At 65.7% G+C, this 24,888-nt stretch carries 20 protein-coding genes; 17 read left to right on the forward strand and 3 right to left on the reverse strand.

Annotated features, from left to right (window positions below; translation table 11 throughout):
- Nucleotides 1–44: 44 nt before the first annotated feature.
- From dnaE to fabZ, 14 genes are all read left to right on the forward strand, one after another.
- On the forward strand, nucleotides 45–3,548 hold the full coding sequence (dnaE, locus tag AB7Z56_RS20470; protein WP_354123708.1) for a DNA polymerase III subunit alpha: 3,504 nt from the start codon (nucleotides 45–47) through the stop codon (nucleotides 3,546–3,548).
- A 326-nt stretch (nucleotides 3,549–3,874) separates the two neighbouring features.
- On the forward strand, nucleotides 3,875–4,645 hold the full coding sequence (locus tag AB7Z56_RS20475) for a carbonic anhydrase (RefSeq protein ID WP_283016659.1): 771 nt from the start codon (nucleotides 3,875–3,877) through the stop codon (nucleotides 4,643–4,645).
- A 174-nt stretch (nucleotides 4,646–4,819) separates the two neighbouring features.
- On the forward strand, nucleotides 4,820–7,273 hold the full coding sequence (locus AB7Z56_RS20480) for a caspase family protein (RefSeq protein ID WP_283016658.1): 2,454 nt from the start codon (nucleotides 4,820–4,822) through the stop codon (nucleotides 7,271–7,273).
- Nucleotides 7,274–7,492: 219 nt separating this feature from the next.
- Nucleotides 7,493–8,488, forward strand: a complete 996-nt coding sequence (locus AB7Z56_RS20485; RefSeq protein ID WP_028151700.1) for a 30S ribosomal protein S2 — start codon at nucleotides 7,493–7,495, stop codon at nucleotides 8,486–8,488.
- A 134-nt stretch (nucleotides 8,489–8,622) separates the two neighbouring features.
- The gene (gene tsf / locus AB7Z56_RS20490; protein WP_028169462.1) at nucleotides 8,623–9,546 is read left to right on the forward strand and encodes a translation elongation factor Ts; all 924 of its coding nucleotides are present in this window, start codon (nucleotides 8,623–8,625) and stop codon (nucleotides 9,544–9,546) included.
- Nucleotides 9,547–9,606: 60 nt separating this feature from the next.
- Entirely contained in the window at nucleotides 9,607–10,323 is a 717-nt protein-coding gene (gene pyrH, locus AB7Z56_RS20495; protein WP_028151698.1) for a UMP kinase, read from the forward strand.
- A gap of 63 nt (nucleotides 10,324–10,386) precedes the next feature.
- The gene (frr, locus tag AB7Z56_RS20500; RefSeq protein ID WP_014494937.1) at nucleotides 10,387–10,950 is read left to right on the forward strand and encodes a ribosome recycling factor; all 564 of its coding nucleotides are present in this window, start codon (nucleotides 10,387–10,389) and stop codon (nucleotides 10,948–10,950) included.
- Nucleotides 10,951–11,042: 92 nt separating this feature from the next.
- Nucleotides 11,043–11,801, forward strand: coding sequence for an isoprenyl transferase (locus AB7Z56_RS20505; protein ID WP_014494938.1), 759 nt, complete (start codon nucleotides 11,043–11,045; stop codon nucleotides 11,799–11,801).
- The gene (locus AB7Z56_RS20510) at nucleotides 11,798–12,640 is read left to right on the forward strand and encodes a phosphatidate cytidylyltransferase (protein WP_354233652.1); all 843 of its coding nucleotides are present in this window, start codon (nucleotides 11,798–11,800) and stop codon (nucleotides 12,638–12,640) included. The genes AB7Z56_RS20505 and AB7Z56_RS20510 overlap by 4 nt, the downstream gene beginning before the upstream one ends.
- A 4-nt stretch (nucleotides 12,641–12,644) precedes the next feature.
- Nucleotides 12,645–13,868 (forward strand): 1-deoxy-D-xylulose-5-phosphate reductoisomerase, encoded by a 1,224-nt coding sequence (gene dxr / locus AB7Z56_RS20515; RefSeq protein ID WP_028151695.1) that lies wholly within the window; start codon nucleotides 12,645–12,647, stop codon nucleotides 13,866–13,868.
- Between the two features lie 44 nt (nucleotides 13,869–13,912).
- Entirely contained in the window at nucleotides 13,913–15,064 is a 1,152-nt protein-coding gene (gene rseP / locus AB7Z56_RS20520; RefSeq protein ID WP_028151694.1) for an RIP metalloprotease RseP, read from the forward strand.
- 174 nt (nucleotides 15,065–15,238) lie between these two features.
- Nucleotides 15,239–17,779: an outer membrane protein assembly factor BamA gene (gene bamA, locus AB7Z56_RS20525; protein WP_063983033.1), complete on the forward strand. Its 2,541-nt coding sequence runs from the start codon at nucleotides 15,239–15,241 to the stop codon at nucleotides 17,777–17,779.
- A gap of 128 nt (nucleotides 17,780–17,907) precedes the next feature.
- Nucleotides 17,908–18,975 carry a UDP-3-O-(3-hydroxymyristoyl)glucosamine N-acyltransferase gene (gene lpxD, locus AB7Z56_RS20530; protein ID WP_283016657.1) on the forward strand — a complete coding sequence of 356 codons (1,068 nt, stop codon included), beginning with the start codon at nucleotides 17,908–17,910 and terminating at the stop codon, nucleotides 18,973–18,975.
- Nucleotides 18,972–19,433: a 3-hydroxyacyl-ACP dehydratase FabZ gene (gene fabZ, locus AB7Z56_RS20535; protein WP_028151691.1), complete on the forward strand. Its 462-nt coding sequence runs from the start codon at nucleotides 18,972–18,974 to the stop codon at nucleotides 19,431–19,433. Before lpxD ends, fabZ begins: the two co-directional genes overlap by 4 nt.
- A 24-nt stretch (nucleotides 19,434–19,457) precedes the next feature.
- On the opposite strand, the gene AB7Z56_RS20540 is transcribed toward fabZ, so the two are convergent.
- Nucleotides 19,458–19,781 (reverse strand): KTSC domain-containing protein, encoded by a 324-nt coding sequence (locus AB7Z56_RS20540; RefSeq protein WP_166096947.1) that lies wholly within the window; start codon nucleotides 19,779–19,781, stop codon nucleotides 19,458–19,460.
- Nucleotides 19,782–20,058: 277 nt separating this feature from the next.
- Here AB7Z56_RS20540 and lpxA point away from each other — a divergent pair, with 277 nt between their 5' ends.
- From lpxA to lpxB, 3 genes are read left to right on the forward strand one after another with little or no spacing between them, the layout of a single operon-like run.
- Complete coding sequence (lpxA, locus tag AB7Z56_RS20545; RefSeq protein ID WP_283016656.1) at nucleotides 20,059–20,853, forward strand: acyl-ACP--UDP-N-acetylglucosamine O-acyltransferase; 795 nt, start codon at nucleotides 20,059–20,061, stop codon at nucleotides 20,851–20,853.
- Nucleotides 20,854–20,872: 19 nt separating this feature from the next.
- Nucleotides 20,873–21,730, forward strand: coding sequence for an LpxI family protein (locus AB7Z56_RS20550; protein ID WP_049807903.1), 858 nt, complete (start codon nucleotides 20,873–20,875; stop codon nucleotides 21,728–21,730).
- Entirely contained in the window at nucleotides 21,727–22,908 is a 1,182-nt protein-coding gene (lpxB, locus tag AB7Z56_RS20555; RefSeq protein WP_166096945.1) for a lipid-A-disaccharide synthase, read from the forward strand. Before AB7Z56_RS20550 ends, lpxB begins: the two co-directional genes overlap by 4 nt.
- 98 nt (nucleotides 22,909–23,006) lie before the next feature.
- Here lpxB and AB7Z56_RS20560 read toward each other — a convergent pair whose 3' ends face one another.
- Together AB7Z56_RS20560 and AB7Z56_RS20565 are read right to left on the reverse strand one after the other, a co-directional pair.
- The gene (locus AB7Z56_RS20560; protein ID WP_166096944.1) at nucleotides 23,007–23,774 is read right to left on the reverse strand and encodes an SDR family NAD(P)-dependent oxidoreductase; all 768 of its coding nucleotides are present in this window, start codon (nucleotides 23,772–23,774) and stop codon (nucleotides 23,007–23,009) included.
- Nucleotides 23,771–24,880, reverse strand: a complete 1,110-nt coding sequence (locus tag AB7Z56_RS20565; protein ID WP_283016655.1) for an ABC transporter ATP-binding protein — start codon at nucleotides 24,878–24,880, stop codon at nucleotides 23,771–23,773. The genes AB7Z56_RS20560 and AB7Z56_RS20565 overlap by 4 nt, the downstream gene beginning before the upstream one ends.
- Between the last annotated feature and the right edge of the window lie 8 nt (nucleotides 24,881–24,888).

Below are 24,888 nucleotides of genomic sequence, written 5' to 3' on the forward strand. Positions count from 1 at the left end.
CCGGCGACCGCTCCATCTCATCTGCAAGAGGCCGTCACGCGACCATGCCGAGCGCCGGATTTGTCCACCTTCACGTTCACTCGGCCTATTCGCTGCTCAAGGGCTCGATCAAGATCGCCAAGCTCGCCGAGCTTGCGAAGAAAGACCACCAGCCCGCACTGGCGCTGACCGACACCGACAACATGTTCGGCGCGCTGGAGTTCTCCGACAAGATGGCGGGCTCCGGCATCCAGCCGATCGTCGGCTGCGAGCTCGCGATCGATTTCGGCGACCAGGATCCCAATGCGCGCAATGCGCTGCTGCCGTCGCGTGTGGTGCTGCTGGCGGCCCAGGAGCGCGGCTATCGCAGCCTGATGCGGCTGAACTCGCGCGCGTTCCTCGAATCGCCTGACAGCCACGCGCCGTTCATCAAGTTCGATTGGCTTGACGGTGAGACCGAAGGTTTGATCGCACTCACGGGCGGCCCTGACGGGCCGATCTCGCTCGCGCTTGCCAGCGGGCAGGCCGAAATTGCGGCGACGCGCTGCGAGCGTCTCGCCGGCCTGTTCGGCGACCGCCTCTATGTCGAATTGCAGCGCCACAACATCGACAAGGAGCGCCGCGTCGAAAGCGGGCTGATCGACATCGCCTACGCAAAAGGCCTGCCGCTGGTTGCGACCAACGAGCCGTATTTCGCTTCGAACGACGATTACGAGGCGCACGATGCGCTGCTCTGCATCGCCGGCGGGCGGCTGGTCGCCGAGACCGATCGCCTTCAGCTCACGCCCGATCACCGCTTCAAGACCCGCGCCGAGATGGCGGTGCTGTTCGCCGACATTCCGGAGGCGCTGGCCTCGACGGTGGAGATCGCCGAGCGCTGCTCGTTCCGCCCGATGACGCGCAAGCCGATCCTGCCGTTCTTCACGGTCGGCGCCGCCGCAAGCTCCGACGCCGCGTCGGTCGAGGCGGCCGAGCTCAAGCGCCAGGCGGAGGAGGGGCTCGCCAACCGCCTGCGCGTGCACGGCCTGTCGCAGGGCACTACGGAAGAGGACTACGACAAGCGCCTGGCGTTCGAGCTCGACGTCATCATGCGGATGAAATACGCGGGCTACTTCCTGATCGTCTCGGATTTCATCAAATGGGCGAAGGGCCAGGGGATTCCGGTCGGACCGGGGCGCGGTTCGGGCGCCGGCTCTCTGGTCGCCTGGGCGCTGACCATCACCGACCTCGACCCGATCAAGTTCGGCCTGCTGTTCGAGCGCTTCCTCAATCCGGAACGCGTCTCGATGCCGGACTTCGACATCGATTTCTGCCAGGACCGCCGCGGCGAGGTGATCAGGTACGTCCAGGAGCGCTACGGTCGCGACCAGGTCGCGCAGATCATCACCTTCGGTACGCTGCAGGCGCGCGGCGTGCTGCGCGACGTCGGCCGGGTGCTGCAGATGCCCTATGGCCAGGTCGACAAGCTGACCAAGCTGGTGCCGCAGAATCCGGCCGCGCCGGTGACGTTGGCCGCCGCGATCGAGAGCGAGCCGAAGCTTCAGGCGTTCCGCGATGAAGACCCGGTGGTGGCGCGCGCCTTCGACATCGCGCAGCGCCTTGAAGGCCTGACCCGCCACGCCTCGACGCACGCGGCCGGCATCGTGATCGGCGATCGCCCCTTGAGCGAACTCGTGCCGATGTACCGCGATCCCAAGTCCGACATGCCGGTAACCCAGTTCAACATGAAATGGGTCGAGCCGGCCGGGCTCGTGAAGTTCGACTTCCTCGGCCTGAAGACGCTGACCGTGCTCGACGTCGCGGTGAAGCTCCTGAAGCCGCGCAACATCGACATCGATCTCGCGACGCTGCCGATCGACGATGCCGAAAGCTACCAGATGCTGGCGCGGGGCGAGGTGGTCGGCGTGTTCCAGGTTGAAAGCCAGGGCATGCGGCGCGCGCTGGTCGACATGCGCCCCGACCGTTTCGAGGACATCATCGCGCTGGTCGCGCTCTATCGCCCGGGCCCGATGGCGAACATCCCGACCTATTGCTCGCGCAAGCACGGCGACGAGGAGCCGGAATATCTGCATCCGGTGCTGGAGCCGATCCTGAAGGAGACCTTCGGCGTCATCATCTACCAGGAACAGGTGATGCAGATCGCGCAGGTCATGTCGGGCTATTCGCTCGGCGACGCCGACCTGCTGCGCCGCGCCATGGGCAAGAAGATCCGCGCCGAGATGGACAAGCAGCGCGACATCTTCGTCGCCGGCGCGGTCAAGAACGGCGTGCCGAAGGGGCAGGCCGAGACCATCTTCGAGCTGCTCGCAAAGTTCGCCGACTACGGCTTCAACAAGAGCCACGCGGCGGCCTACGCGCTGGTGTCCTACCACACCGCCTATATGAAGGCGCATTACCCGGTGGAGTTCATCGCAGCGTCGATGACGCTCGATCTCAACAACACCGACAAGCTCTCCGAATTCCGTTCCGAGGCGCAGCGCCTCGGCATCAAGGTCGAGCCGCCGAACATCAACCGCTCAGGCCCGACCTTCGAGGTCGGTGACAAGACGATCTACTACGCGCTTGCCGCGCTCAAGGGCGTCGGCATCCAGGCGATCGAGCAGATCATCGAGGAGCGGACCAGGCGCGGGCTGTTCACCTCGCTCGCCGACTTCGCCGCGCGGGTCAATCCACGCGCGATCAACAAGCGCATCATCGAGAGCCTCGCCGCTGCCGGCGCCTTCGACACGCTGGAGCCGAACAGGGCGCGGGTCTTTGCCGGCGCGGACTCGATCCTGGCCGCCTGCCAGCGTGCGCATCAGGCCGAGACCATCGGCCAGAACGACATGTTCGGCATGTCGGCGGACGCGCCGACCATCATGCTGCCGCAGATCGAGCCCTGGCTGCCGGCCGAACGGTTGCGCCGCGAATATGACGCGATCGGATTCTTCCTGTCGGGCCATCCGCTCGACGATTACGCGATGGTTCTGAAGCGCCTGCGGGTGCAGAGCTGGGCCGAATTCTCGCGTGCGGTGAAGACCGGCGCCACCGCCGGCAAGGTCGCGGCCACCGTGGTGTCGCGCATGGAGCGGCGCACTAAGACCGGCAACAAGATGGGCATCATGGGGCTCTCTGATCCCACGGGCCATTTCGAGGCGGTGCTGTTCTCCGAAGGCCTCGCGCAATACCGCGATGTGCTCGAGCCGGGCGCCGCCGTGCTGCTCCAGTTGGGCGCGGAATTGCAGGGCGAGGACGTTCGTGCCCGCGTGCTGCATGCCGAGCCGCTCGATGACGCCGCCGCCAAGACGCAGAAGGGCCTGCGCATCTTCGTGCGCGACACCAAGCCGCTGGAGTCGATCGCCAAGCGACTGGCCGGACCCGACATGGCGGCCTCGAACGGCGCCGCGCCAAAAGTCGGCAGTCCCGGCATCGCGCCGCGTTCGAACGGCGACGGCGAGGTCTCGCTGGTGATGATGCTCGACCTCGAGACCGAGGTCGAGATGAAGCTGCCGGGCCGCTTCAAGGTCTCGCCGCAGATCGCCGGCGCGATCAAGGCGGTCGCGGGCGTGGTGGACGTGCAGCAGCTGTAAAGCGCGATGAGATCTGGAAGAATCGTCTTCGCGCTTGGGATCGGCGTTGGCGTATGATCTCACCACAAACGCGTACCGCGTTTGTGGTGAGTGAGAATTGCTGCCCTTTTTCCGGATCATGCTTTCGCAGCCGATCTCGAATATATGCAGATGGACGCAGCTCTGTGCGGTCGTTGCGCGTGAGGCGAGCGATCGCTTCGGCTTTGCAGCACGGTTCGCGTTGCAGCAATCATCAGTTGCATCATTTATCATTGGTGATTTCTTCACATCGATGCACCTATCATCGCGACGCTTCCATTCGTCCACTGTACCTGGGGAAACGTCACATGTGCGACAAGTGCTCTGAATCTCTGCATCATGAATCTCTGCATCGAGACATCGCGCCGTCGCGGCGATCCGCGATGCTGTTTGGCGCCGCTGCATTCGGCATGGCCTTCGCCGGCGGAGCTTTCCCGAGCGGCGCCTTGGCAAAGGAGGCCAAGCAGCCACCCAAGCCGCAGAACGTGTTGTCGCCCGACGCATCGCTGAAGCGGTTGATGGAGGGCAATGCGCGCTATGTCGACGGTGTGGCGCGGCGCCACGATTTCAAGCACGAGCGCGAGGCGCTGGCCGGTGGACAGAATCCGTTCGCGGCGGTTCTGAGCTGCGCCGATTCACGCATCGCGCCGGAATATGCCTTCGACAGCGGCCGCGGCGATCTCTTCGTCTGCCGCGTCGCCGGAAATTTTGCCGGCACCGAAACCATTGCCAGCATGGAATATGCGGTGGCCGTGCTCAACGCACCGCTGATCCTGGTGCTTGGCCATGATGCCTGCGGCGCGGTCGATGCGACGCTGAAGGCAATCAAGGACAACACGTCGCCGCCGGGACACATTCCCTCGCTGGTCGATGCGATCGCGCCCGCCGCAAAGGCTGCGATGCAGCAGGGCGGGGACGTGCTCAACAAGGCGATCCGGCAGAACGTGATCGACAACGTCGCGAAGCTGAAGTCGGCCGCGCCGATCCTCAATGCGGCCGTGGAGCAGGGCAAGCTGAAGGTCGTCGGTGGCATCTACCGGCTCACCACGGGAACAGTCGATCTGATCGCGCAGGGCTGAGCGAGGTTCGCGCCACAGCGCGGTCGCGAGGCTTACGCGGGCCTGACGCAGGGACTTGATGGGGCGGGGCGCCATGCCGCCGCCTCAATCCGCGCTTTTCGTTCAAGAGCCATTCAGCCGGCCGCGCGTCTCATGTACGGTGGCAGCTCAACAACGATAGCGGGCAAGCAAGCCATGCGTGGGACCTACAAGGCCTTCATCTGTTTTCTCTTGCCGATCCTGGCGTTCGCTGCGGCCGCGCCTGATCCGGCGCGCGCGCAGCAGCAGGAAAAGCGCATCGCGCTCGTGGTCGGCAACGGCGCCTACGCCAAGTCGCCGCTGGCGACGACCGCGAACGATGCCGGCCTGATCGCGCAGACGCTGCAAGCGGCGGGCTTCGACGTGGTCGGCGCGCGCGATCTCGACGGCGACACGCTGCGCAAGAGTCTTCGCGATTTCATCCAGAAGGCGCAGGCCTCGGGTCCCGGCACCGTCGCGATGATCTATCTTGCCGGCTATGGCGTCCAGCTTGCGGGCGAGAACTATTTCATCCCGGTCGATTCCAACATCGTCCGCGACACCGACATTCCGACCGAAGGCCTGCGGATCAGCGACTACGCCCGCCAGCTCGCCTCCATTCCGCTCAAGGCCAACATCGTCGTGCTCGACGCGGCGCGCGCACAGCCCTTCATCGAGGGCGGCCAGCAGATCGCGAGCGGACTGGCGCTGGTCGAGCCGGATCCGAACATGCTGATCGCCTTCAACGCCGCGCCCGGCACGGTCGCGCCGGAAGAGCCCGGCCCGTACGGCATTTATGCGCAATCGCTGGCGGAGATGATCCGTACCGGCGGTCTGCCGCTGGCCGAGGTGTTCGACCGCGTCCGTCTGCGCGTCAACGAGGCCAGCAAGGGCGCGCAGGTGCCGTGGAACGAGGCGAAGATATCGGCACCCTTCTCGTTCTTCGAGCGCGGGCCCGATGCGCCGCCGCCGGAGGCCGCGCCCGACCAGGTTGCCGCGATCCGCAACAAGCCGATCCGCGATCTCGGCGTGCAGGACGCCTATGCGGCCGCGCTCGAGCGCGACACGTTGCCGGCCTATGAAGAATTTCTCGCGGCCTATCCCGGTGATCCGATGTCGAAGCGCGTGATGGCGATCGTCGCGGCGCGCCGCGAGGCGATCACCTGGCGGCGGACCTATCGCGCCGATACGCCGGACGCCTACTGGTCGTATCTGCGTCGTTATTCGCGCGGTCCGCATGCCGGCGATGCACGGCGCAGGCTTGCAATCCTGACCGCGCCGCTCGAGCCGCCGCCGACTTTCGCGATGATGGACTATGACGTGCCGCCGCCGCCGCCCGAGGAGATCGTCTATGTCGACCGTCCCGTGCTGCTGTTCGGCGACCCCGTGTTCGGCTTCGCGCCGCCACCGCCGCCGCCGGTCTATTATCTGCCGCCGCCGCCGCCGGATTTCATCGTGCTCGAGCCGCCGCTGCCCGTGGTCGGCCTGTTCGTGCTGCCGCAGCCGCTATTCGTGCCGATCCCGGTGTTCGTCAGGCCGCCGATCTATGTCGCGCCGCCGCCGAACAACATTGTCTTCAACAACATCCATAACACCACGGTCATCAACACCGTGATCAACCGGCCGCCCGCCCCGCCCGCAGGAGCGGGAGGAGGGACCGGGCCCGGCAATCTGAGGCCAGCGATTGCCGACCGCGCCAACCCGGTAGCGCCAATGTTGCCGCAAGCCGCTACGCAGCGCGCCGCGCTGATCCAGCAGGGCAAGGCGCCGATGCCGCCGAGCGCGACGGTCCAGCCGACGGCGAGGCCGGGGATGCCTCCCGGGACGCCGGCCAATGTCGCGCCGACCGGCACGCCCCCTGCCGCACCGCCGACCAGGCTGCCGCAGGCCAATACGCTGCCGGTTCCGGGCGCCCAAGGCGGGCCGCCGGCTGGGGCAGGGACGCCGCAGGGCGGCAGGCCCTTGGCGCCGACGGCAAATGCACCCGGCGGGCTCCCGCCGACGCATCCGGGGGCGCCGACCACGGCTGCGCCCGGCACAACGCTGCCGCCCCATCCTGGTGCGCCAACGGCCGGCACTCCGACGACCGTTGCGCCCACCGCGAATCCGGCTGCGCCCGGCCAACCGCCGAAGCCGCCGGTTGCTCAGACCCCGCCTGCCGGCGCGCCCGTTGGCGGCAAGTCTGCAACCCGTGAGCCGGCTGGCGCGCCGCCACCTACTGCGGGCACGCCGCCCGGCACGCCCTCGGGCGCCGCGGGCAAGCCGGTCACGCCGCCGCCCTCGGCCGCGCGCGAGCCGGTCAAACCGCAGAACTTGCCCGCGACCCCTCCAGCGCAGGCCGCCCGGCCGTCGCCGTCAACTCCAGCATCGCGGCCGCAGGCCGTGGCGAGGCCGACGCCGCCACCGCCCGCCGCTCGCCCGGCACCGCCGCCGCATGTCGCATCGCCTCCGCCGGCCCGAGCGGCTCCGCCTGTGGCCGTTGCACGGCCGGCGCCTCCGCCAATGGCCCGGCCGGCACCACCGCCGCCGCCGCGGATGGCCGTCGCGCCCCCGCCGCGTCCAGCGGCACCTCCGCCGCACCCAGCGGCGCCGGCGGCGAAAAAGTGCCCGCCGAACCAGCCCAAGTGCTAGGTCTTTGCGGGCTGGCGTGGTCTTTACGGAAGAGAGCCTTCGGGAGGCGAAAACAGCCCCCGAAAGGCCCTTATTTCCTTGCTTCTGGCCGAAATGGCGCTATATAGCGCCCCATCTCACACGGAAACATGGCTCACAAGGCCGTCCGGTGGCAACCGGGGCGAGAACGCTCCGTTTTGCTCACACGTTTCCGGAGGAACCAACCGGAGAATTGAAACTATGGCGCTTCCCGATTTCACCATGCGTCAGCTCCTCGAAGCTGGCGTGCACTTTGGTCACCAGTCTCACCGCTGGAATCCGAAAATGGCACCGTTCATTTTCGGCGCCCGCAACAACATCCACATCGTCGACCTCGCGCAGACCGTGCCGTTGCTGCACACCGCCTTGCAGGCGGTCAGCGACACCGTCGCCAAGGGCGGCCGCATCCTGTTCGTCGGCACCAAGCGCCAGGCGCAGGACGGCGTCGCGGACGCTGCCAAGCGCTGCGCGCAGTATTTCGTCAATTCGCGCTGGCTCGGCGGCACGCTGACCAACTGGAAGACGATCTCGGCCTCGATCAAGCGCCTGCGTCATCTCGATGACGTGCTGTCCGGCGGCGACGCCAGCTCCTACACCAAGAAGGAGCGCCTGACGCTTCAGCGCGAGCGCGACAAGCTCGATCGCTCGCTCGGCGGCATCAAGGACATGGGCGGTCTGCCCGACCTGATCTTCGTGATCGACACCAACAAGGAAGACATCGCGATCCAGGAAGCCCAGCGGCTCAACATCCCGGTCGCCGCGATCGTCGACACCAATTCGGATCCCAAGGGCATCACCTATGTGGTCCCGGGCAATGACGATGCCGGCCGCGCGATCGCGCTGTATTGCGACCTGATCGCACGTGCGGCGATCGACGGCATCTCGCGCGCCCAGGGCGATTCGGGCATCGACATCGGTGCCTCGGCTCGTCCGGTCGCCGAAGAGCTGCCGGCCGCTTCCTCGAGCGGCTTCCAGGGCCTTGCCGGTCCGCGCGGCACCGCCGACGACCTCAAGAAGCTCCCGGGCGTGTCGGGCGCGATCGAGAAGAAGTTCAACGACCTCGGCATCTTCCACTTCTGGCAGCTCGCCGAGCTCGATCACGACACCGCGCACAAGATCGGCGAAGAAGTCGGTCTGCCGAGCCGTGCGGATGCCTGGGTGGCCAAGGCCAAGGCGCTGACCGCGGAAGCGGAATAGTCAAAAAGAGCGATGGGTTGGCCGGATATAAGTCCGGCCACCATTTCAGTTGACGCGAATTCCTGAGATGGACCGCGGCGGGGCTGTTTGATGCCACGCCGCGGCAAACCGGCAGGCAAGAAGGATTTTCAACGATGGCAACGATCACAGCTGCGATGGTCAAGGATCTGCGCGAGTCCACCGGCGCAGGCATGATGGACTGCAAGGCCGCGCTCACCGAAAACGACGGCAACATGGAAGCGGCGCAGGACTGGCTGCGCAAGAAGGGCCTGTCGAAGGCCGCCAAGAAGTCCGGCCGCGTCGCCGCGGAAGGCCTGATCGGCGCGCTCACCAAGGGCACCAAGGGCGTCGTGGTCGAGGTCAACTCCGAGACCGACTTCGTCGCGCGCAACGGTCAGTTCCAGGGCCTCGTCAAGATGGTCGCGCAGGTCGCATTCGACGTCGGCGCCGATGTCGAGAAGATCAAGGCCGCCAAGGTCGGTGACGTCACGATCGAAGCCGCGATCAACGACGCGATCGCCACCATCGGCGAGAACATGACGCTGCGTCGCGCAGCTTCGCTCGAAGTGACGCAGGGCGTCGTGTCGAGCTACGTCCACGGCGCCGTCGTCGAAGGCGCCGGCAAGATGGGCGTGATCGTCGCGCTCGAATCGCCCGGCAAGGCCGACGAGCTCGCGGCCCTCGGTCGCCAGATCGCGATGCATGTCGCGGCCACCAACCCGCTCGCGCTCGAGCCGTCCGGCCTCGATCCGGCGGTCGTGAAGCGTGAGAAGGACGTGCTCGCCGACAAATATCGCCAGCAGGGCAAGCCCGAGAACGTGATCGAGAAGATCGTCGAGTCCGGCCTCAAGACCTATTACAAGGAAGTCTGCCTGCTCGAGCAGGCCTTCATCCACGACACCGGCAAGTCGGTCGCGCAGGCGGTGAAGGAAGCCGAAGGCAAGGTCGGCGGCGCGGTGAAGATCGCGGGCTTTGTGCGCTATGCTCTCGGTGAGGGAATCGAGAAGCAGGAAAGCGACTTCGCGGCCGAGGTCGCAGCGGCCAGCGGCAAGAAGTAAGCGCCGGTACGTTCCTTCCGGCTTGCCGCCGGAAGCGGCGCCCGGGCGGGGAAAGTGCTCATGACTGATCCGGTCTATCGTCGCGTCGTGATCAAGCTGTCCGGCGAGTATCTCGCGGGGCAGCAGGGTTTTGGCATCGATCAGCCGACCCTCGACCGGGTTGCGGACGATCTGATCGCCGCCCGCCAGCTCGGCACCGAGGTTGCGGTGGTGATCGGCGGCGGCAACATCGTGCGCGGCGTCGAAGTGTCCTCGCAAGGGGTGTCGCGCACCACCGGCGACACCATGGGCATGCTCGCCACCATGATGAACTGCCTCGCGCTGGAGGCGACGATCGAGCGCAAGGGCACACCGGCACGTACGCTGTCGGCCTTCGTCATGCCCGAGATCTCCGAGCTGTTCACCCGCACCGCGGCGCACAAATACCTCGCCGAGGGCCGGATCGTGCTGCTCGGGGGCGGAACCGGCAATCCGTTCTTCACCACCGATACGACCGCGGTGCTGCGGGCCGCCGAGATCGGAGCCGAGGCTGTGCTGAAGGCAACCAATGTCGACGGCGTCTACTCGGCCGACCCCAAAAAGGATCCGACCGCCACGCGATTCGACCGGCTGACGCATTCGCAGGCGATCGAGGGCGGCTACAAGGTGATGGATGCGACCGCCTTCGCGCTTGCCCGCGAGACGTTGCTGCCTATCATCGTATTCTCGATCGCGGAGCCGGGTTCGATCGGCGCTGTGCTGCGTGGCGGCGGCCACGGAACCGTCGTCGCCGGCTGACGCCTCGTCGGTCGCGCCTGAGGGGCGCGGAGTGGGTCGCCGGGATTTTGAAGGAGAAACGTGATGGCCACGGGTAATTTCGACCTCAACGAAGTGAAGCGTCGCATGCAGGGCGCCGTCCAGGCCCTCAAGCACGAGCTTGGCGGCCTGCGCACGGGGCGCGCGTCGGCCTCGATGCTCGACCCGGTGCAGGTCGAGGCTTACGGCAGCCACATGCCGCTCAACCAGCTTGCCACCGTCAGCGTGCCGGAGCCGCGGCTGATCTCGGTGCAGGTCTGGGACAAGTCGATGGTCAAGCCGGTCGAGAAGGCGATAGTCGATTCCAATCTCGGCCTGTCGCCCGCGACCGAAGGCCAGGTGCTGCGCCTTCGCATCCCCGAGCTCAACGAGGAGCGTCGCAAGGAGCTCGTCAAGGTCGCGCACAAATACGCGGAAGCGGCCAAGGTCGCCGCGCGTCACGTCCGCCGCGACGGCCTCGACGTCCTCAAGAAGCTCGAGAAGAATCACGAGATGTCGGAAGACGATCAGAAGCGTCACGCCGACGAGGTGCAGAAGGCGACCGACGGCACCATCTCCGAGATCGACCAGTTGCTGGCTGCCAAGGAAAAAGAAATCCTCACCGTCTAAAGCGCGATCATCGCGCTTTAGGTTATTGTTCGCGCATGATCTTTCGGAAAACCGCTTCGCACTTGTCCGGATCATGCTTTAGGGCCGCCTTCATGTCCAACGCCGCCGCGCCAGCAACCGAAGGACCAGACCGGTCCGACGCGCCTGCGCATGTCGCCATCATCATGGATGGCAACGGGCGTTGGGCCGCCGCGCGCGGCCTGCCGCGGGCCGAAGGGCATCGCCGCGGTGTCGAGGCGCTGCGCCGGGTGGTGCGTGCCTCGCACGAGCTCGGCATCCGCTATCTCACCATCTTCTCCTTCTCTTCGGAGAACTGGTCGCGCCCGGCGAGCGAGATCGGCGATCTGTTTGGTCTCCTGCGTCGCTTCATCCGCAACGATCTCGCGAGCCTGCACCGCGACGGCGTCAAGGTCCGCATCATCGGCGAGCGCGACGGACTCGACAGCGACATTTGTGCACTCCTCAACGAGGCCGAGGAGCTGACGCGCGACAACACGCGCCTGACGCTGGTCGTCGCCTTCAATTACGGTTCGCGGCAGGAAATCGCGAAAGCCGCGCAGAAGCTCGCGCGAGAAGTCGCAGACGGCAAGCGCGCCCCTGAAACGATCGACGCCGAGACGATCGGGGCTCATCTCGATGCGCCCGACATCCCCGATCCCGATCTCATCATCCGCACCAGCGGCGAGCAGCGGCTGTCCAACTTCCTGATGTGGCAGGCCGCCTACAGCGAGCTGGTCTTCGTGCCGATCCACTGGCCCGATTTCGACAAGGCGGCGCTGGAAGGCGCGATCGCCGAATTCGCCAGACGCGAGCGCCGTTTCGGCGGTCTGGTCGCGAAAAACGCCTCGTGAGCGAACCCGACGCCGCATCAGCGGGCGAGAAGCCTGCCTCGAGCAATCTCGTGATGCGAGTCCTCGCAGCGCTGGTGCTGGCGCCGCTCGCTATTGCACTCGCTTATGCCGGCGGCTGGCTGTGGGCGCTTCTCGTCACCCTGGTGTCGATCGGGCTGTTCGCGGAATGGCTGATGGTGGTGGGCGCGGGGTCTGCTGCACTGACCGGGGCAGGGACGATCGTCATTGCCATGATGGGGGCCTGCGTCGCCTTCGGCGCGCTCAAGACCGCGATCATCACCGGCCTCATCGGCGGCGCAATCGTGACGCTGATCGCGCGGGCCAAGTTCATCTGGGCGGCCACCGGCTTCGCCTACGCATCGGCGGCGCTGCTGGCCTCGATCCTGGTGCGGCAGGATCTCGTCAACGGGTTCGCCGCGCTGATGTTCGTGCTGCTCGTGGTGTGGGCGACCGATATCGGCGGCTATTTCGCCGGACGCAGCATTGGCGGACCGAAACTATGGCCGCGCGTGAGCCCGAAGAAGACCTGGTCCGGGGCGCTCGGCGGCTTTGCGGCGAGCCTTTTGGTTGCGGCCGGCTTTGCGGCGTGCGGGATCGGAAAGGCGGTTCCACTGCTGCTCGTCAGCGCCATCCTGTCGGTGGTATCGCAGGCGGGCGATCTGTTCGAATCCGCGGTGAAGCGGCGCTTCGGCGTCAAGGATTCCAGTCACTTGATTCCCGGCCATGGCGGGCTACTGGACCGTCTGGACGGTTTTGTTGCCGCCATCCTGATGGCATGGATTATCGGCTTTCTCCGCCATGGTGTGCATAGCGCCGGAAGCGGTCTTATGGTTTGGTGAGGATATGAGCGCGGTCCCATTGCGTAACAACAAGGCTGCGGCGTCGACCGTCCGCAGTGTCACGGTTCTCGGCGCCACCGGCTCGATCGGCGACAGCACGATGGATCTGCTGCGCGCCTCTCCCGAGCGCTATCGCGTCGAAGCCTTGACGGCGAACGGCAATGTCGAAGCGCTGGCCAAGCTCGCCAAGGAGTTTTCCGCGCGCTACGTCGCGATCGCCGACACGTCCAAGTTCGCCGAGCTCAAGGCTGCGCTCGCGGGAACGAGCACGGAATGCGGCGCGGGCGAAAGCGCTGTGATCGAAGCCGGCGCGCGTCCGGCCGATTGGGTGATGGCCGCCGTAAGCGGCGCCGCCGGACTGAAGCCGGCCCTGGCCGCGGTCGATCGCGGCGCGCATGTCGCGCTCGCCAACAAGGAATGTCTCGTCTGCGCCGGCGACTTCTTCATGCAGCGCGCGGCGAAAGCGGGCGCCTGCATCCTGCCGGCCGATTCCGAGCACAATGCGCTGTTCCAGGCGCTCGGCTCAGGCAACCGCGACGAACTCGTCCGCGTCATCATCACCGCCTCGGGTGGGCCGTTCCGGACCTGGAAGCCCGCCGACATCGAGCAGGCGACCCTCGAGCAGGCCCTGAAGCATCCGAACTGGAGCATGGGCCAGAAGATCACGATCGATTCCGCCTCGATGATGAACAAGGGCCTCGAGGTGATCGAGGCGTCCTATCTGTTCGCGCTCTCGCCCGACGAGATCGACGTCCTCGTGCATCCGCAGTCGATCATCCACGGCATGGTCGAGTTCTCCGACCGTTCGGTGGTGGCCCAGCTCGGTTCTCCCGACATGCGCACGCCGATCGCGCACTGCCTCGGCTGGCCCGATCGCATCAAGGGGCCGGCGGCCAAGCTCGATCTGGCCAAGATCGGCCAGCTGACCTTCGAGGCGCCGGACTTCGAGCGCTTCCCTGGGCTTCGGCTGGCCTTCGATTCGCTCCGGACCGGGAAGGGGGCGACCACCGTCTACAACGCCGCCAACGAGGTTGCGGTCGCCGCGTTCATCGCCGGCAAGATCCGGTTCGGCGCGATCGCGCGGCTGGTCGAGGCGACGTTGGACGACTGGATTCGCGGCGGGAACCAGGCTCCCCTGACGTCCGCTGACGATGCAATCTCTGTTGACCATGTTGCGCGAAATAGAGCTGCCGCCCTATTGCCTCAAATTGCCTTAAAGGCATCCTAGATGGCACGGGGCCAGGGCCTTGCGGCGCTGGATGAGGGAATTCGATGATCGACTTTTTCGTCCATAGTTTCAATACGTTGAGCCATGGGCTCCTCGGCTACGCGGTTCCCTTCCTGTTCGTCCTGACGATCGTCGTGTTCTTCCATGAGCTCGGCCATTTCCTGGTCGCGCGCTGGGCAGGCGTTCGGGTGCTGACCTTCTCGCTCGGTTTCGGACCGGAGCTCGTCGGCTTCAACGACCGCCATGGCACCCGCTGGAAGATCTCGGCGATCCCGCTCGGCGGCTACGTCAAGTTTTTCGGCGACGAGAGCGAGGCTTCGACCCCGTCGGCCGAGACACTTGCGGCCATGACGGCCGAGGAGCGCGCCGGTAGCTTCCATCACAAGAAGGTCGGCCCGCGCGCCGCCATCGTCGCGGCCGGACCGATCGCCAATTTCATCCTGGGCGCGCTGATCTTCGCCGCCATGGCGCTCTATTACGGAAAGCCGAGCACGATCGCCCGCGTCGACGGCGTGGTCGCCGACGGCGCTGCGGCCACGGCCGGTTTCAAGATCGGCGACGTCGTCGTGCAGATCGACGGCAAGCCGATCGAGAGCTTTGCCGACATGCAGCGAATCGTTGCGATGAATGCCGGTTCGGCACTTGCCTTCCAGGTCAAGCGGGACGGCGCCATCGTCTCCCTGACCGCGACGCCGGCGCTGCTCGAGCGCAAGGATCCCTTTGGCAACAGCCACCGCCTCGGCGTGCTCGGCGTCGAGCACAAGTCCCAGGCCGGCGAGGCCTCGACCACGCCGGTCGGCGTCGGCGAAGCGCTCAAGATCGGTGTCGAGCAGGTCTGGTTCATCATCACCAGCACCTTCAAGTTCCTTGGCTCGCTGTTTGTCGGACAAGGCAATCCCAACGAGGTCAGCGGCGTGCTCGGCATCGCCAAGATGTCGGGGCAGGCGGCCAGCGCCGGGTTCCAGTTCGTGATCAATCTGTGCGCGGTGCTGTCGGTGTCGATCGGGCTGTTGAACCTGTTCCCGATCCCGCTGCTCGATGGCGGTCACCTGATGTTCTACGCGGCGGAGGTGGTCCGGGGCCGACCCCTGTCCGAGCGGACTCAGGAGATGGGGTTCCGAATCGGGCTCGGTTTGGTGCTGATGCTGATGGTGTTTGCCACCTATAACGACATCTTGCGGATGGCAGCTTCCTGATACGGGCTTTTTTGTGGCGTTGCTCATGAGCAACGTCTTGGAATGAAATTGAAATTACGGTGTCAGCGGCCGTTTGCGACATCGGGGAAATTGGCTACAAGCGGCTTCGAACTTGGGGAATCTCCCGGACCGGCGTTGGGGTTGGGTCTGGTACTGATAAGGGCGCGTTGCGCAATGAAGTTTGGACTGCGACTCCGGGGGGGCTTGCTCGCATCCCTGATCTTGTTCGGCGCGCCGGTGCTTGCCCCGGTTGGGGCTGGTTTTGTGTCTTCGTCTGCGCTTGCTCAGACCGTCCAGTCGATTTCCGTCGAAGGAAATCGCCGTGTCGAGGTGGAGACGATCCGCTCCTATTTCAAGCCGGGCCCGGGTGGCCGCCTGGATCAGGGCGCCATCGATGACGGCCTGAAGGCCCTGATCGAGACCGGCCTGTTCCAGGACGTGCGAATCAATCGCGGTTCCGGTGGCCAGATCATCGTCTCCGTGGTGGAAAACCCGGTGATCGGCCGCATCGCGTTCGAAGGTAATAAGAAGGTCAAGGACGAGCAGCTCACCGCTGAAGTCCAGTCCAAGGCGCGCGGCACCTTCTCCCGCGCCATGGTGCAGTCCGACACCCTGCGAATCGCCGAAATCTACCGCCGCTCGGGTCGCTATGACGTCCGCGTCACGCCCGAGATCATCGAGCAGCCGAACAACCGCGTCGACCTGATCTTCACGGTCGAGGAGGGCGCCAAGACCGGCGTCAAGTCGATCGAGTTCGTCGGCAATAACGCGTTCTCGTCCTACCGCCTGCGCGACGTCATCAAGACGCACGAATCGAACCTGCTGAGCTTCCTCGCCAGCAACGACCTCTACGATCCCGATCGCGTCGAGGCCGACCGTGACCTGATTCGCCGTTTCTATCTCAAGAACGGTTTCGCCGACGTCCAGGTGGTCGCCGCGCTCACCGAATACGATCCGGAGAAGAAGGGCTTCAACGTCACCTTCAAGATCGAGGAAGGCTCGCAGTACCGCGTCGGCACCGTCGACTTCCGCTCCTCCATTCCGAACTTCGATCCGACCACGATGCGCAACTATTCGCGCGTCAATGTGGGCGCGCTCTACAACGTCGAATCGGTCGAGAAATCGGTCGAGGAAATGCAGATCGAGGCGTCGCGGCGCGGCTATGCCTTCGCCGTGGTCCGTCCCGGCGGCGACCGTAATTTCGAGGCGCACACCGTCGCCGTCGTGTTCAACATCGACGAAGGCCCGCGCACCTATATCGAGCGCATCAACGTCCGCGGCAACACCCGCACGCGCGACTACGTGATCCGCCGCGAGTTCGACATCTCCGAGGGCGATGCCTACAACCGCGCGCTGGTCGACCGTGCCGAGCGCCGCCTGAAGAACCTCGACTACTTCAAGAGCGTGAAGATCACGACGGAGCCGGGCTCCTCCAGCGACCGCGTGGTCCTGATCGTCGATCTCGAAGAGAAATCGACCGGCGACTTCTCGGTCTCGGGCGGCTACTCCACCACGGACGGTGCGCTCGCGGAAGTCTCGATCTCCGAGCGTAACCTGCTTGGCCGCGGCCTGTTCGCCAAGGCGTCGGTGACCTACGGCCAGTATGCGCGCGGCTATTCGCTGTCGTTCGTCGAGCCGTATCTGCTCGACTACCGCGTCGCGCTCGGTCTCGACCTCTATCAGCGTCAGCAGCTCTCCAACAGCTACATCTCCTACGGTACGAAGACGCTGGGCTTCAGCCCGCGCCTCGGCTTCAGCCTGCGTGAAGATCTGTCGCTCCAGCTGCGCTACTCGATCTACCAGCAGGAAATCACGCTGCCGTCCTACCTGGCGAACTGTAACAACGTCCTCGGTTCGTCGGCCTTCAACCCGAGCCCGGCCTTTGCCGCATCGCAAACGCCGCCGATCGATCTGACCTCGACCGGCGGTCTCGGCTGCTACTCCGACGGCGAAGCCTCGCTGCCGGTCCGCAAGGAGCTTGCCGGCGGCAAGACCCTGACCTCGGCGCTCGGCTACACGCTGACCTACAACACGCTGGACAACAACAAGAACCCCACCGACGGTCTGCTCGTCGACTTCCGGCAGGACTTCGCCGGCGTGGGCGGCGACGTCACCTACCTGAAGTCCGTCGTTGACGCGAAGTACTACGCTCCGCTGGTGTCCGACATCGTCGGCCTCGTTCACCTTCAGGGCGGCATGCTGAACAAGATCGGCAACAACGATATCCGCATGCTGGATCAGTTCCAGATGGGCCCGAACTTGGTCCGCGGCTTTGCTCCGAACGGCATCGGTCCGCGCGATTTGAATCCCTTTGGCACGCAAGACGCGCTTGGCGGCACCAAATATTGGGGCGCTTCGTTCGAATTGCAGATGCCGTTCTGGTTCCTGCCGAAGGAAGTGGGTCTGAAGGGCGCGGTCTACGCCGACGCCGGCGGCCTCTTCGACTATCAGGGCCCGACGACGTGGTCGCTGACGAACGAAATGACCACGACCAGGAACTCGAACTGTACGCCGTCGACCATCAACCCGCCCTCGGCTGGAACCTGTACCGGCCTGGTGTATGACAACGGCAATGTCGTCCGTTCGTCGGTTGGTATTGGCCTGATCTGGCAGTCGCCGTTCGGTCCGCTGCGGTTCGACTACGCCGTGCCGCTCACCAAGGGCCAGTTCGATCGCGTGCAGCAGTTCAGGTTCGGCGGCGGCACCTCGTTCTAGTTCGATCAGCAGGGCATGAGCCGGCCCCTTGTTGGGGCCGGTTTCCAAAAAGATCGTGCTCAATCCGTGAGATAAGGCATGATGCGGCCTGACCGCTTCATGCCGAAGCCGGACCGCGATGGGGTGGAATGGCGCAGCCGACCTTCTTCAGAAAGCCGCCGGCCTCACCGCTGGCTGACATTGCCGCGCTGACCAAGGCGCAGCTCGTCGACCCTGCCAGGGGCGGTCACGTCATTACCGGTCTTGCTTCGCTCGACGAAGCCGGCCCGATGCATCTGGCGTTCTTCGACAACCTCAAATATGCCGACGAGCTCAAGGCGACCAAGGCCGGGGCTTGCCTGGTGAGTCCGCGCTTCGAGGCCCAGGTGCCCGCGCATGTGGCCGTGCTGCGGGTGGCGCAGCCGTTCCGCGCCTTTGTCGGGCTCGCCCGGGAATGGCACGGCGATGCGCTGCGCCCGCAGTCCTGGGTCGGTAATGACGGCATCGCCCCGTCGGCCATCATCGATCCCTCGGCCCGGCTGGAGGACGACGTCATCGTCGATCCCCTGACCGTCATCGGCCCTGACGTCGAGATCGGCAGCGGCACCGTAATCGGCGCCGGCGTAGTCATCGGTCCCGGCGTCAAGATCGGCCGGGACTGCAATGTTGGCGCCCGCACGGCCATCCAGTGCGCGCTGATCGGCAACAACGTGCTGATCCATCCCGGCTGCTCGATCGGCCAGGACGGCTATGGCTTCATCTTCTTCGGCCCCGAGGGCCATCTCAAGGTGCCCCAGACCGGCCGCGTGCTGATCCAGAACAATGTGGAAGTCGGCGCCGGCACCACCATCGATCGCGGCTCCCTGCGCGACACCGTGATCGGGGAGGGCACCAAAATCGACAACCAGGTCCAGATCGGCCACAATGTGACCATCGGTCGGAACTGCCTGCTGGCGGCCCAGATCGGGCTCGCAGGCAGCCTGACGATCGGCGACAACGTGGCGCTGGGAGCGAAGGTTGGCATCAACAACCACCTCAAGATCGGCGATGGGGCTCAGGTCACCGCGATGAGCGGCGTCAAGGACGACATCCCGCCGAACGGGCGCTGGGGCGGCTTTTTCGCCAAGCCGACCAAGCAGTGGTTCAAGGAAATTATCGCGGTGGAGCGCCTGGTACGCGACAGCAGGGCCGATCCGAAGAACGAGGGACGGGAATGACGGAGGAATCACCGATCAAATTCGAGCTGGTGGATATCAACGCGATCCTCCGGACGCTGCCGCACCGTTTTCCGATGCTGTTGATCGACCGGGTGATCAATATCCGCGCCGATTACAGCGGCATTGGCATCAAGAACGTCACCTTCAACGAGCCGGCCTTCCAGGGGCATTTCCCGGAACGCCCGGTCTATCCCGGCGTGATGATGATCGAAGCGATGGCGCAGACCGCGGGCGTGATCGGCATCACCTCGGTCGAGGGCACCGAGAAGCCGCGCGCGGTGTATTTCCTCACCATCGACAAGTGCAAGTTCCGCAAGCCGGTGCTGCCCGGCGACACCATCGAATATCACATGCGCTCGATCGGCCGCCGCAAGGCGATGTGGTGGTTTCACGGCGACGCCAAGGTCAACGGCCAGATCGTTGCTGAAGCCGACGTCGGCGCCATGCTGACGGACTGAGCAGCTCAGGCCAGCGGAAATGGATTATGCGCCGCAGCCGTAACGGCCGCCGGCCGTCTCGCGTCCGATATTCCGGTTGAAGAACTGGCCCATGGACGGCGCGCCGAGCAGGCTGTCGACCGTCTCGGCCGCAACCCCGCAATAGCGGTCATATTGGCCGTCGATCGCGACGATGAGGTCCCGCCGCGCGCGGTCGTAGCAGACCCGCTGAAGCACCGTGCTGCGGGTGATGTCGCGGCACTCGAACGTCCCGAGATCGACGAAGCGGCGTTCGCCGGTCTCGACCGTCTCGGAGACGATCGGGGCGGCCGCGAGCTGTGCGAGCAGAACTGCCAGGGCCCTGACCACGATGACTTCAAGCTCCACATGAAGGCGTTGACGAGCTAGAGCATGATCCGGAAAAGCGTGCAGCGGTTTTCCGAAAGGATCATGCTCGAACGATAGCCTGAAGCGCGATGACGATTCATCCCAATCTCATCGTGCTTTAGGACGGCCGGCTCATCCGGTGCCTGAAACAGGCCGAGATGATACGTCACTGGACAGATCGGGCATAGTCGCGCTAACCACCGGAAAACTGAGCGACTTCAACACATAATCAGACCTTCTTGATGAGTCAGATTGCTTGATGAGTAAGATTGATCCCACCGCACGGGTCGCGGACGGCGCCGTGATCGGCGAGGGTACCGAGATCGGACCCTTCTGCATCATCGGTCCGAATGCCGTGATCGGCGCGAACTGCAAGCTGATCGGACAAGTCACGGTCATCGGCCACACCTCGATCGGCGATGGCTGCGTGATCTCGCCCTTCGCGGTGCTGGGCGGCGCGCCCCAGGACCTCAGCTACAAGGGTGAGCCGACCAGGCTGGAGGTCGGTTCCGGCTGCACCATCCGCGAAGGCGCGACGATGAATGTCGGCACCATCAAGGGCGGCGGGCTGACGCGCGTCGGCAACGGCGGCTACTTCATGAACAACAGCCATGTCGGCCATGACTGCATGGTCGGCAACAACGTGATCTTCGCGACCTCGGCGACGCTCGGCGGCCACTGCGAGATAGGCGATTTCGTCTATATCGGCGGCCTGTCGGCGGTGCATCAGCTCACGCGCATCGGCCCGCAGGTGATGGTCGGCGGCCTCTCGGGCGTGCGCGACGACATCATTCCGTTCGGCCTCGCCAACGGCCAGTATGCGGCGCTGGAAGGCCTCAATCTCATCGGGATGAAGCGGCGGCAGTTCACCAAGCAGCGGCGCGCGACTGTGCAATCGTTCTACCAAAAACTCTTCCACGGCCCCGGCACGTTCGCCGAGCGGCTCGCGGCGGCCCAGCCGCTCGCCAGCGAAGACCCCGCGATTGCCGAGATCCTCGACTTCATCGGCAAGCGCAAGCATCGCCCGATCTGTCTTCCCGCCATCGAGAAGTGATTTCGGGATGGCCGCGGGCATGACATCGGCGGCTTCGGAGATTTCTTCGCCGGTCGGCGTCGTCGCCGGCGGCGGCGCCATGCCGTTCGCGGTCGCCGATTCGCTTGCCGCGCGCGGCATCACGCCGGTGCTGTTCCCGCTGCGTGGCGCCTGCGATCCGACGCGGGTGGAGCAGTTCCGCCATCGCTGGATCTCGGTCGGCCAGCTCGGCCGTGCCATGCGGCTGTTCCGCGAGGAGGGCTGCCGCGATCTGATCTTCATCGGCACATTGGTGCGGCCTGCGCTGTCCGAAATAAGGTTCGACGTCACGACACTGCGCCTGCTCGGCAACGTCATCCGCGCCTTCCGCGGCGGCGACGATCATCTGTTGTCCGGCGTCGGGCGCATTCTCGAGCAAGGCGGCTTTCGCATGGTCGGCATCAAGGATGTTGCGCCGGATCTGCTGATGCCCGAGGGCTGCATCAGCCGCGCCTGGCCGAACGACAACAGCAAGGCCGACATCGAGCGCGGCCGCGCGGTGCTGACCGCGCTCGGCCCGTTCGACATCGGCCAAGCCGCGGTCGTGATCGACGGCCATGTAGTGGCGATCGAGGATATCGAGGGCACCGACGCGCTGCTCGCGCGCGTGGCACGCCTGCGCGAGGAGGGGCGCATCCGCGCTGCGACAGGACGCGGGGTGCTGGTGAAGGTACCGAAGAGCGGGCAAGATTTGCGCTTCGACCTGCCGACGATCGGTCCGCGTACCCTGGAGGGCGTCGCTCGAGCTGGACTGGCCGGCATTGCCGTCGTCGCCGGCAACACCATCGCCGCCGAGCCGCAGGCGATGATCTCGCTCGCCGACGCCAAATATCTCTTCGTCATCGGCCTGACGGCATGATGCAGAGCCGCGATCCCAAGCGGAAGATCTTCCTGATCGCGACGGAGGAATCCGGCGACCGGCTCGGCAGCGCCTTGATGAAAGTGTTGCGCCAGCGGCTCGGCGACGGCGTGCAGTTTGTGGGCGTCGGCGGCCGGACCATGGCGCGTGAGGGGCTCGAGACGCTGTTTCCGATCGAGGAGCTGTCGATCGTCGGCTTCGCCGGGGTCGTCCAGCAGTTGCCGAAGATTTTGCGGCTGATCCGCCAGACCGCGGATGCCGTGACTACGGCCGCACCCGACGCGCTCGTCATCATCGACAGTCCCGATTTCACCCATCGCGTCGCCCGCCGCGTGCGCGCGAAGACGCCGGAGATCCCGATTGTCGACTACGTGGCGCCGCAGCTCTGGGCCTGGCGACCCGGGCGGGCGCGCACCATGCGCCGCTATGTCGATCACGTGCTCGGCCTGCTGCCGTTCGAGCCGGAGGAATACCACAAGCTCGGCGGGCCGCCATGCAGCTATGTCGGCCATCCCCTGATCGAGCAATTGCCGTCGCTGCGCCCGAACGCGGAGGAGCAGCGGCGCCGTGATGTCGAGCCGCCGGTTCTGCTGGTGCTGCCCGGCAGCCGCCGCAGCGAGATCCGGCACCATCTCGACGTGTTTGGCGCGACGCTCGGACGGCTCCAGGCCGAAGGCCGCGCCTTCGAACTGAAGCTCCCGACCATGCCGCATCTCGAAGCCACCATCCGCGAAGGCATCGCGAGCTGGCCGGTCAAGCCGCAAATCGTGGTCGGCGAGACCGAGAGGCGCGCCGCGTTCCGAACCGCGCGCGCGGCGCTGGCCAAATCCGGCACCGTGACGCTGGAGCTCGCGCTGTCCGGCATTCCGATGGTGACGGCCTATCGCGTCGGCGCGATCGAAGCCTTCATCCTGCGCCGCGCGATCCGCGTCTCCTCGGTGATCCTCGCCAATCTCGTGATCGGCGAGGATGTCGTTCCGGAGTTCTTGCAGGAGGACTGCGTACCGGAGAAGCTGGCGCCGGCACTGTCGGAGCTGCTCACGGACACGCCGCTGCGCAAACGACAGGTCGAAGCCTTCGCCAGGCTCGACACTATCATGTCTACCGGCAACAAGTCGCCGAGCGTGCTCGCCGCCGACATCGTGCTCGCGACGATGCGCAAGGGCAGGCGGCAATAGACGGCTTCGTAGGGTGGGCAAAGCGAAAGCGTGCACACAACCTCTCCGTAACCGAGAAAGAAATGGTGGGCACGCTGCGCTTTGCCCACCCTACAGTCCTAGGCGAGGCCGCCGTCGACCCGAAAACACTGGCTGGTGATACGCTGGCTCTCGTCGGATGCGAGAAACAGCACCATGCTGGCGATGTCTTCCGGCGTCACCGCATCGGGAACGGCCTGGCGGGTGCGCAGCTCGGAGATCTTCTGCTCGTCCGGAAACCAGAGCCGGCGCTGGCGCTCGGTGATCACCATGCCGGGCGCGATCGCGTTGACGCGAATGCGGTCGGAGCCGACTGACCTGGCCAGCGAGTTGGTGAAGCCGACGATCGCCGCCTTCGCCGCGGCATAGACCGGCAGCGCCGGCGCGCCGCGGATCCACGCCACCGACGACATGTTGATGATCGAGCCGCCGCCGCGCGCCTGCATCTGCGGCACCACCGCCTGGGCCGCAAAGAAGACGTGCTTGAGATTGACGCCGATCGTCCAGTCGAATTCGGCCGGCGTCACCTCGGCCAGGACCTGACGCTGGTCGTTGGCGGCATTGTTGACGAGGACTGCGGCATCGCCGAGCGATCCGTGCACCCGCGCCACGGCAGCGCGCAAGGCGTCGATGTCGAGGAGGTCGCAGGGCACAAACAGGGGCGCGGAGCCGGATGAGGTCGCGACGTCCCGCACCAGCGCTTCGCCGGCACTCGCATCGATGTCGAGGAAGGCGACGCGGGCGCCCTGGGTCGCGAAGGCGCGCACGAAGGCGGCACCGATGCCGCTGGCGCCACCTGTGATCAACACCACGCGGCCGGCAAGGCTGGGAAAGATGGTCCGGGTCATGCGATCAGCCGCTCCGTCTCGGGGTCAAACAGGCAAATGCGCCGCGTGTCGAGCGCGAAGGTGGCGGTCGCGCCGGGCGCGGGACGGATATCCGGCGTGATGCGCGCCAGCGCAGTCTCGCCGCCGAGACGCAGCAGCACGATTGTCTCGGCGCCGGTCGGCTCGATCATCTCGACCGGCGCGTTGACGAGGACGGGCGCCTCGCCGGAAAAGACGCGGCTGGCCTCGGCGATGCATTCCGGCCTGATCCCGACGACCACCTCGCGGCCGAGATAAGATGTTGCCGCGTCGTGTCCATGCAGGCGCAGACGAACTTCGTCGGGTCGCCCCGCGCCGATTACGGCCACAGGTCCGCCGCTATCGGCCTCGAGCCGCCCCGGCATGGTGTTCATCGGCGGCGAACCCATGAAGCGGGCGACGAACAGATTGGCCGGATAGCGGTACACCGTGTCCGGATCGGCGAACTGCTGCACCACGCCCCGATGCATCACGGCGATGCGCGTTGCCATCGTCATCGCCTCGATCTGATCGTGGGTGACATAGACGATGGTGGCGCCGATGCGCTGGTGCAGCCGCTTGATCTCCATCCGCATCTCGACGCGCAACTTCGCATCGAGGTTGGAGAGCGGCTCGTCGAACAGGAAGAGCAGGGGATCGCGCACCAGCGCCCGGCCCATCGCCACGCGCTGGCGTTGCCCGCCGGACAATTGCGACGGCTTGCGACCGAGCAGGGGCTCGATCTGGAGGAGGCGAGCCACACTCGCCAGCGCCTTCTCCTGCTCCGCCTTCGGAACGTGACGGCATTCCATGCCGAAGGTGATGTTCTGGCGCACCGTCATCGACGGATAGAGCGCGTAGGACTGGAACACCATGGCGATGTCGCGATCCTTGGGCGGGACGTCGTTGACGACGCGTCCGCCGATCTCGATCGTTCCGTCACTCGGACGATCGAGCCCGGCGACGATGTTGAGCAGGGTGGACTTGCCACAGCCGGATGGCCCGACCAGCACGGTGAACTCGCCGCTCTCGATGTCGAGGTTGATGCCCTTCAGCACCTCCAGATTGGCGTAGCGCTTGGACAGGGTGCGAATGCTCAGTGCTGCCATGACGACCC

The organism is Bradyrhizobium sp. 482_C4_N1_8 (assembly GCF_052075965.1).
GTDB lineage: Bacteria > Pseudomonadota > Alphaproteobacteria > Rhizobiales > Xanthobacteraceae > Bradyrhizobium > Bradyrhizobium barranii.

What these genes read in the sequence shown, in the direction of transcription:
- tsf (WP_028169462.1), top strand. Translation starts at nt 8,623, where the DNA reads ATGGCAACGATCACAGCTGCGATGGTCAAGGATCTGCGCGAGTCCACC.
- dnaE (WP_354123708.1), top strand. Translation starts at nt 45, where the DNA reads ATGCCGAGCGCCGGATTTGTCCACCTTCACGTTCACTCGGCCTATTCG.
- rseP (WP_028151694.1), top strand. Translation starts at nt 13,913, where the DNA reads ATGATCGACTTTTTCGTCCATAGTTTCAATACGTTGAGCCATGGGCTC.
- bamA (WP_063983033.1), top strand. Translation starts at nt 15,239, where the DNA reads ATGAAGTTTGGACTGCGACTCCGGGGGGGCTTGCTCGCATCCCTGATC.
- AB7Z56_RS20560 (WP_166096944.1), bottom strand. Translation starts at nt 23,774, where the DNA reads ATGACCCGGACCATCTTTCCCAGCCTTGCCGGCCGCGTGGTGTTGATC.
- AB7Z56_RS20550 (WP_049807903.1), top strand. Translation starts at nt 20,873, where the DNA reads ATGACATCGGCGGCTTCGGAGATTTCTTCGCCGGTCGGCGTCGTCGCC.
- lpxB (WP_166096945.1), top strand. Translation starts at nt 21,727, where the DNA reads ATGATGCAGAGCCGCGATCCCAAGCGGAAGATCTTCCTGATCGCGACG.
- AB7Z56_RS20480 (WP_283016658.1), top strand. Translation starts at nt 4,820, where the DNA reads ATGCGTGGGACCTACAAGGCCTTCATCTGTTTTCTCTTGCCGATCCTG.
- lpxA (WP_283016656.1), top strand. Translation starts at nt 20,059, where the DNA reads ATGAGTAAGATTGATCCCACCGCACGGGTCGCGGACGGCGCCGTGATC.
- lpxD (WP_283016657.1), top strand. Translation starts at nt 17,908, where the DNA reads ATGGCGCAGCCGACCTTCTTCAGAAAGCCGCCGGCCTCACCGCTGGCT.
- AB7Z56_RS20475 (WP_283016659.1), top strand. Translation starts at nt 3,875, where the DNA reads ATGTGCGACAAGTGCTCTGAATCTCTGCATCATGAATCTCTGCATCGA.
- pyrH (WP_028151698.1), top strand. Translation starts at nt 9,607, where the DNA reads ATGACTGATCCGGTCTATCGTCGCGTCGTGATCAAGCTGTCCGGCGAG.
- AB7Z56_RS20505 (WP_014494938.1), top strand. Translation starts at nt 11,043, where the DNA reads ATGTCCAACGCCGCCGCGCCAGCAACCGAAGGACCAGACCGGTCCGAC.
- AB7Z56_RS20565 (WP_283016655.1), bottom strand. Translation starts at nt 24,880, where the DNA reads ATGGCAGCACTGAGCATTCGCACCCTGTCCAAGCGCTACGCCAATCTG.
- AB7Z56_RS20485 (WP_028151700.1), top strand. Translation starts at nt 7,493, where the DNA reads ATGGCGCTTCCCGATTTCACCATGCGTCAGCTCCTCGAAGCTGGCGTG.
- dxr (WP_028151695.1), top strand. Translation starts at nt 12,645, where the DNA reads ATGAGCGCGGTCCCATTGCGTAACAACAAGGCTGCGGCGTCGACCGTC.
- fabZ (WP_028151691.1), top strand. Translation starts at nt 18,972, where the DNA reads ATGACGGAGGAATCACCGATCAAATTCGAGCTGGTGGATATCAACGCG.
- frr (WP_014494937.1), top strand. Translation starts at nt 10,387, where the DNA reads ATGGCCACGGGTAATTTCGACCTCAACGAAGTGAAGCGTCGCATGCAG.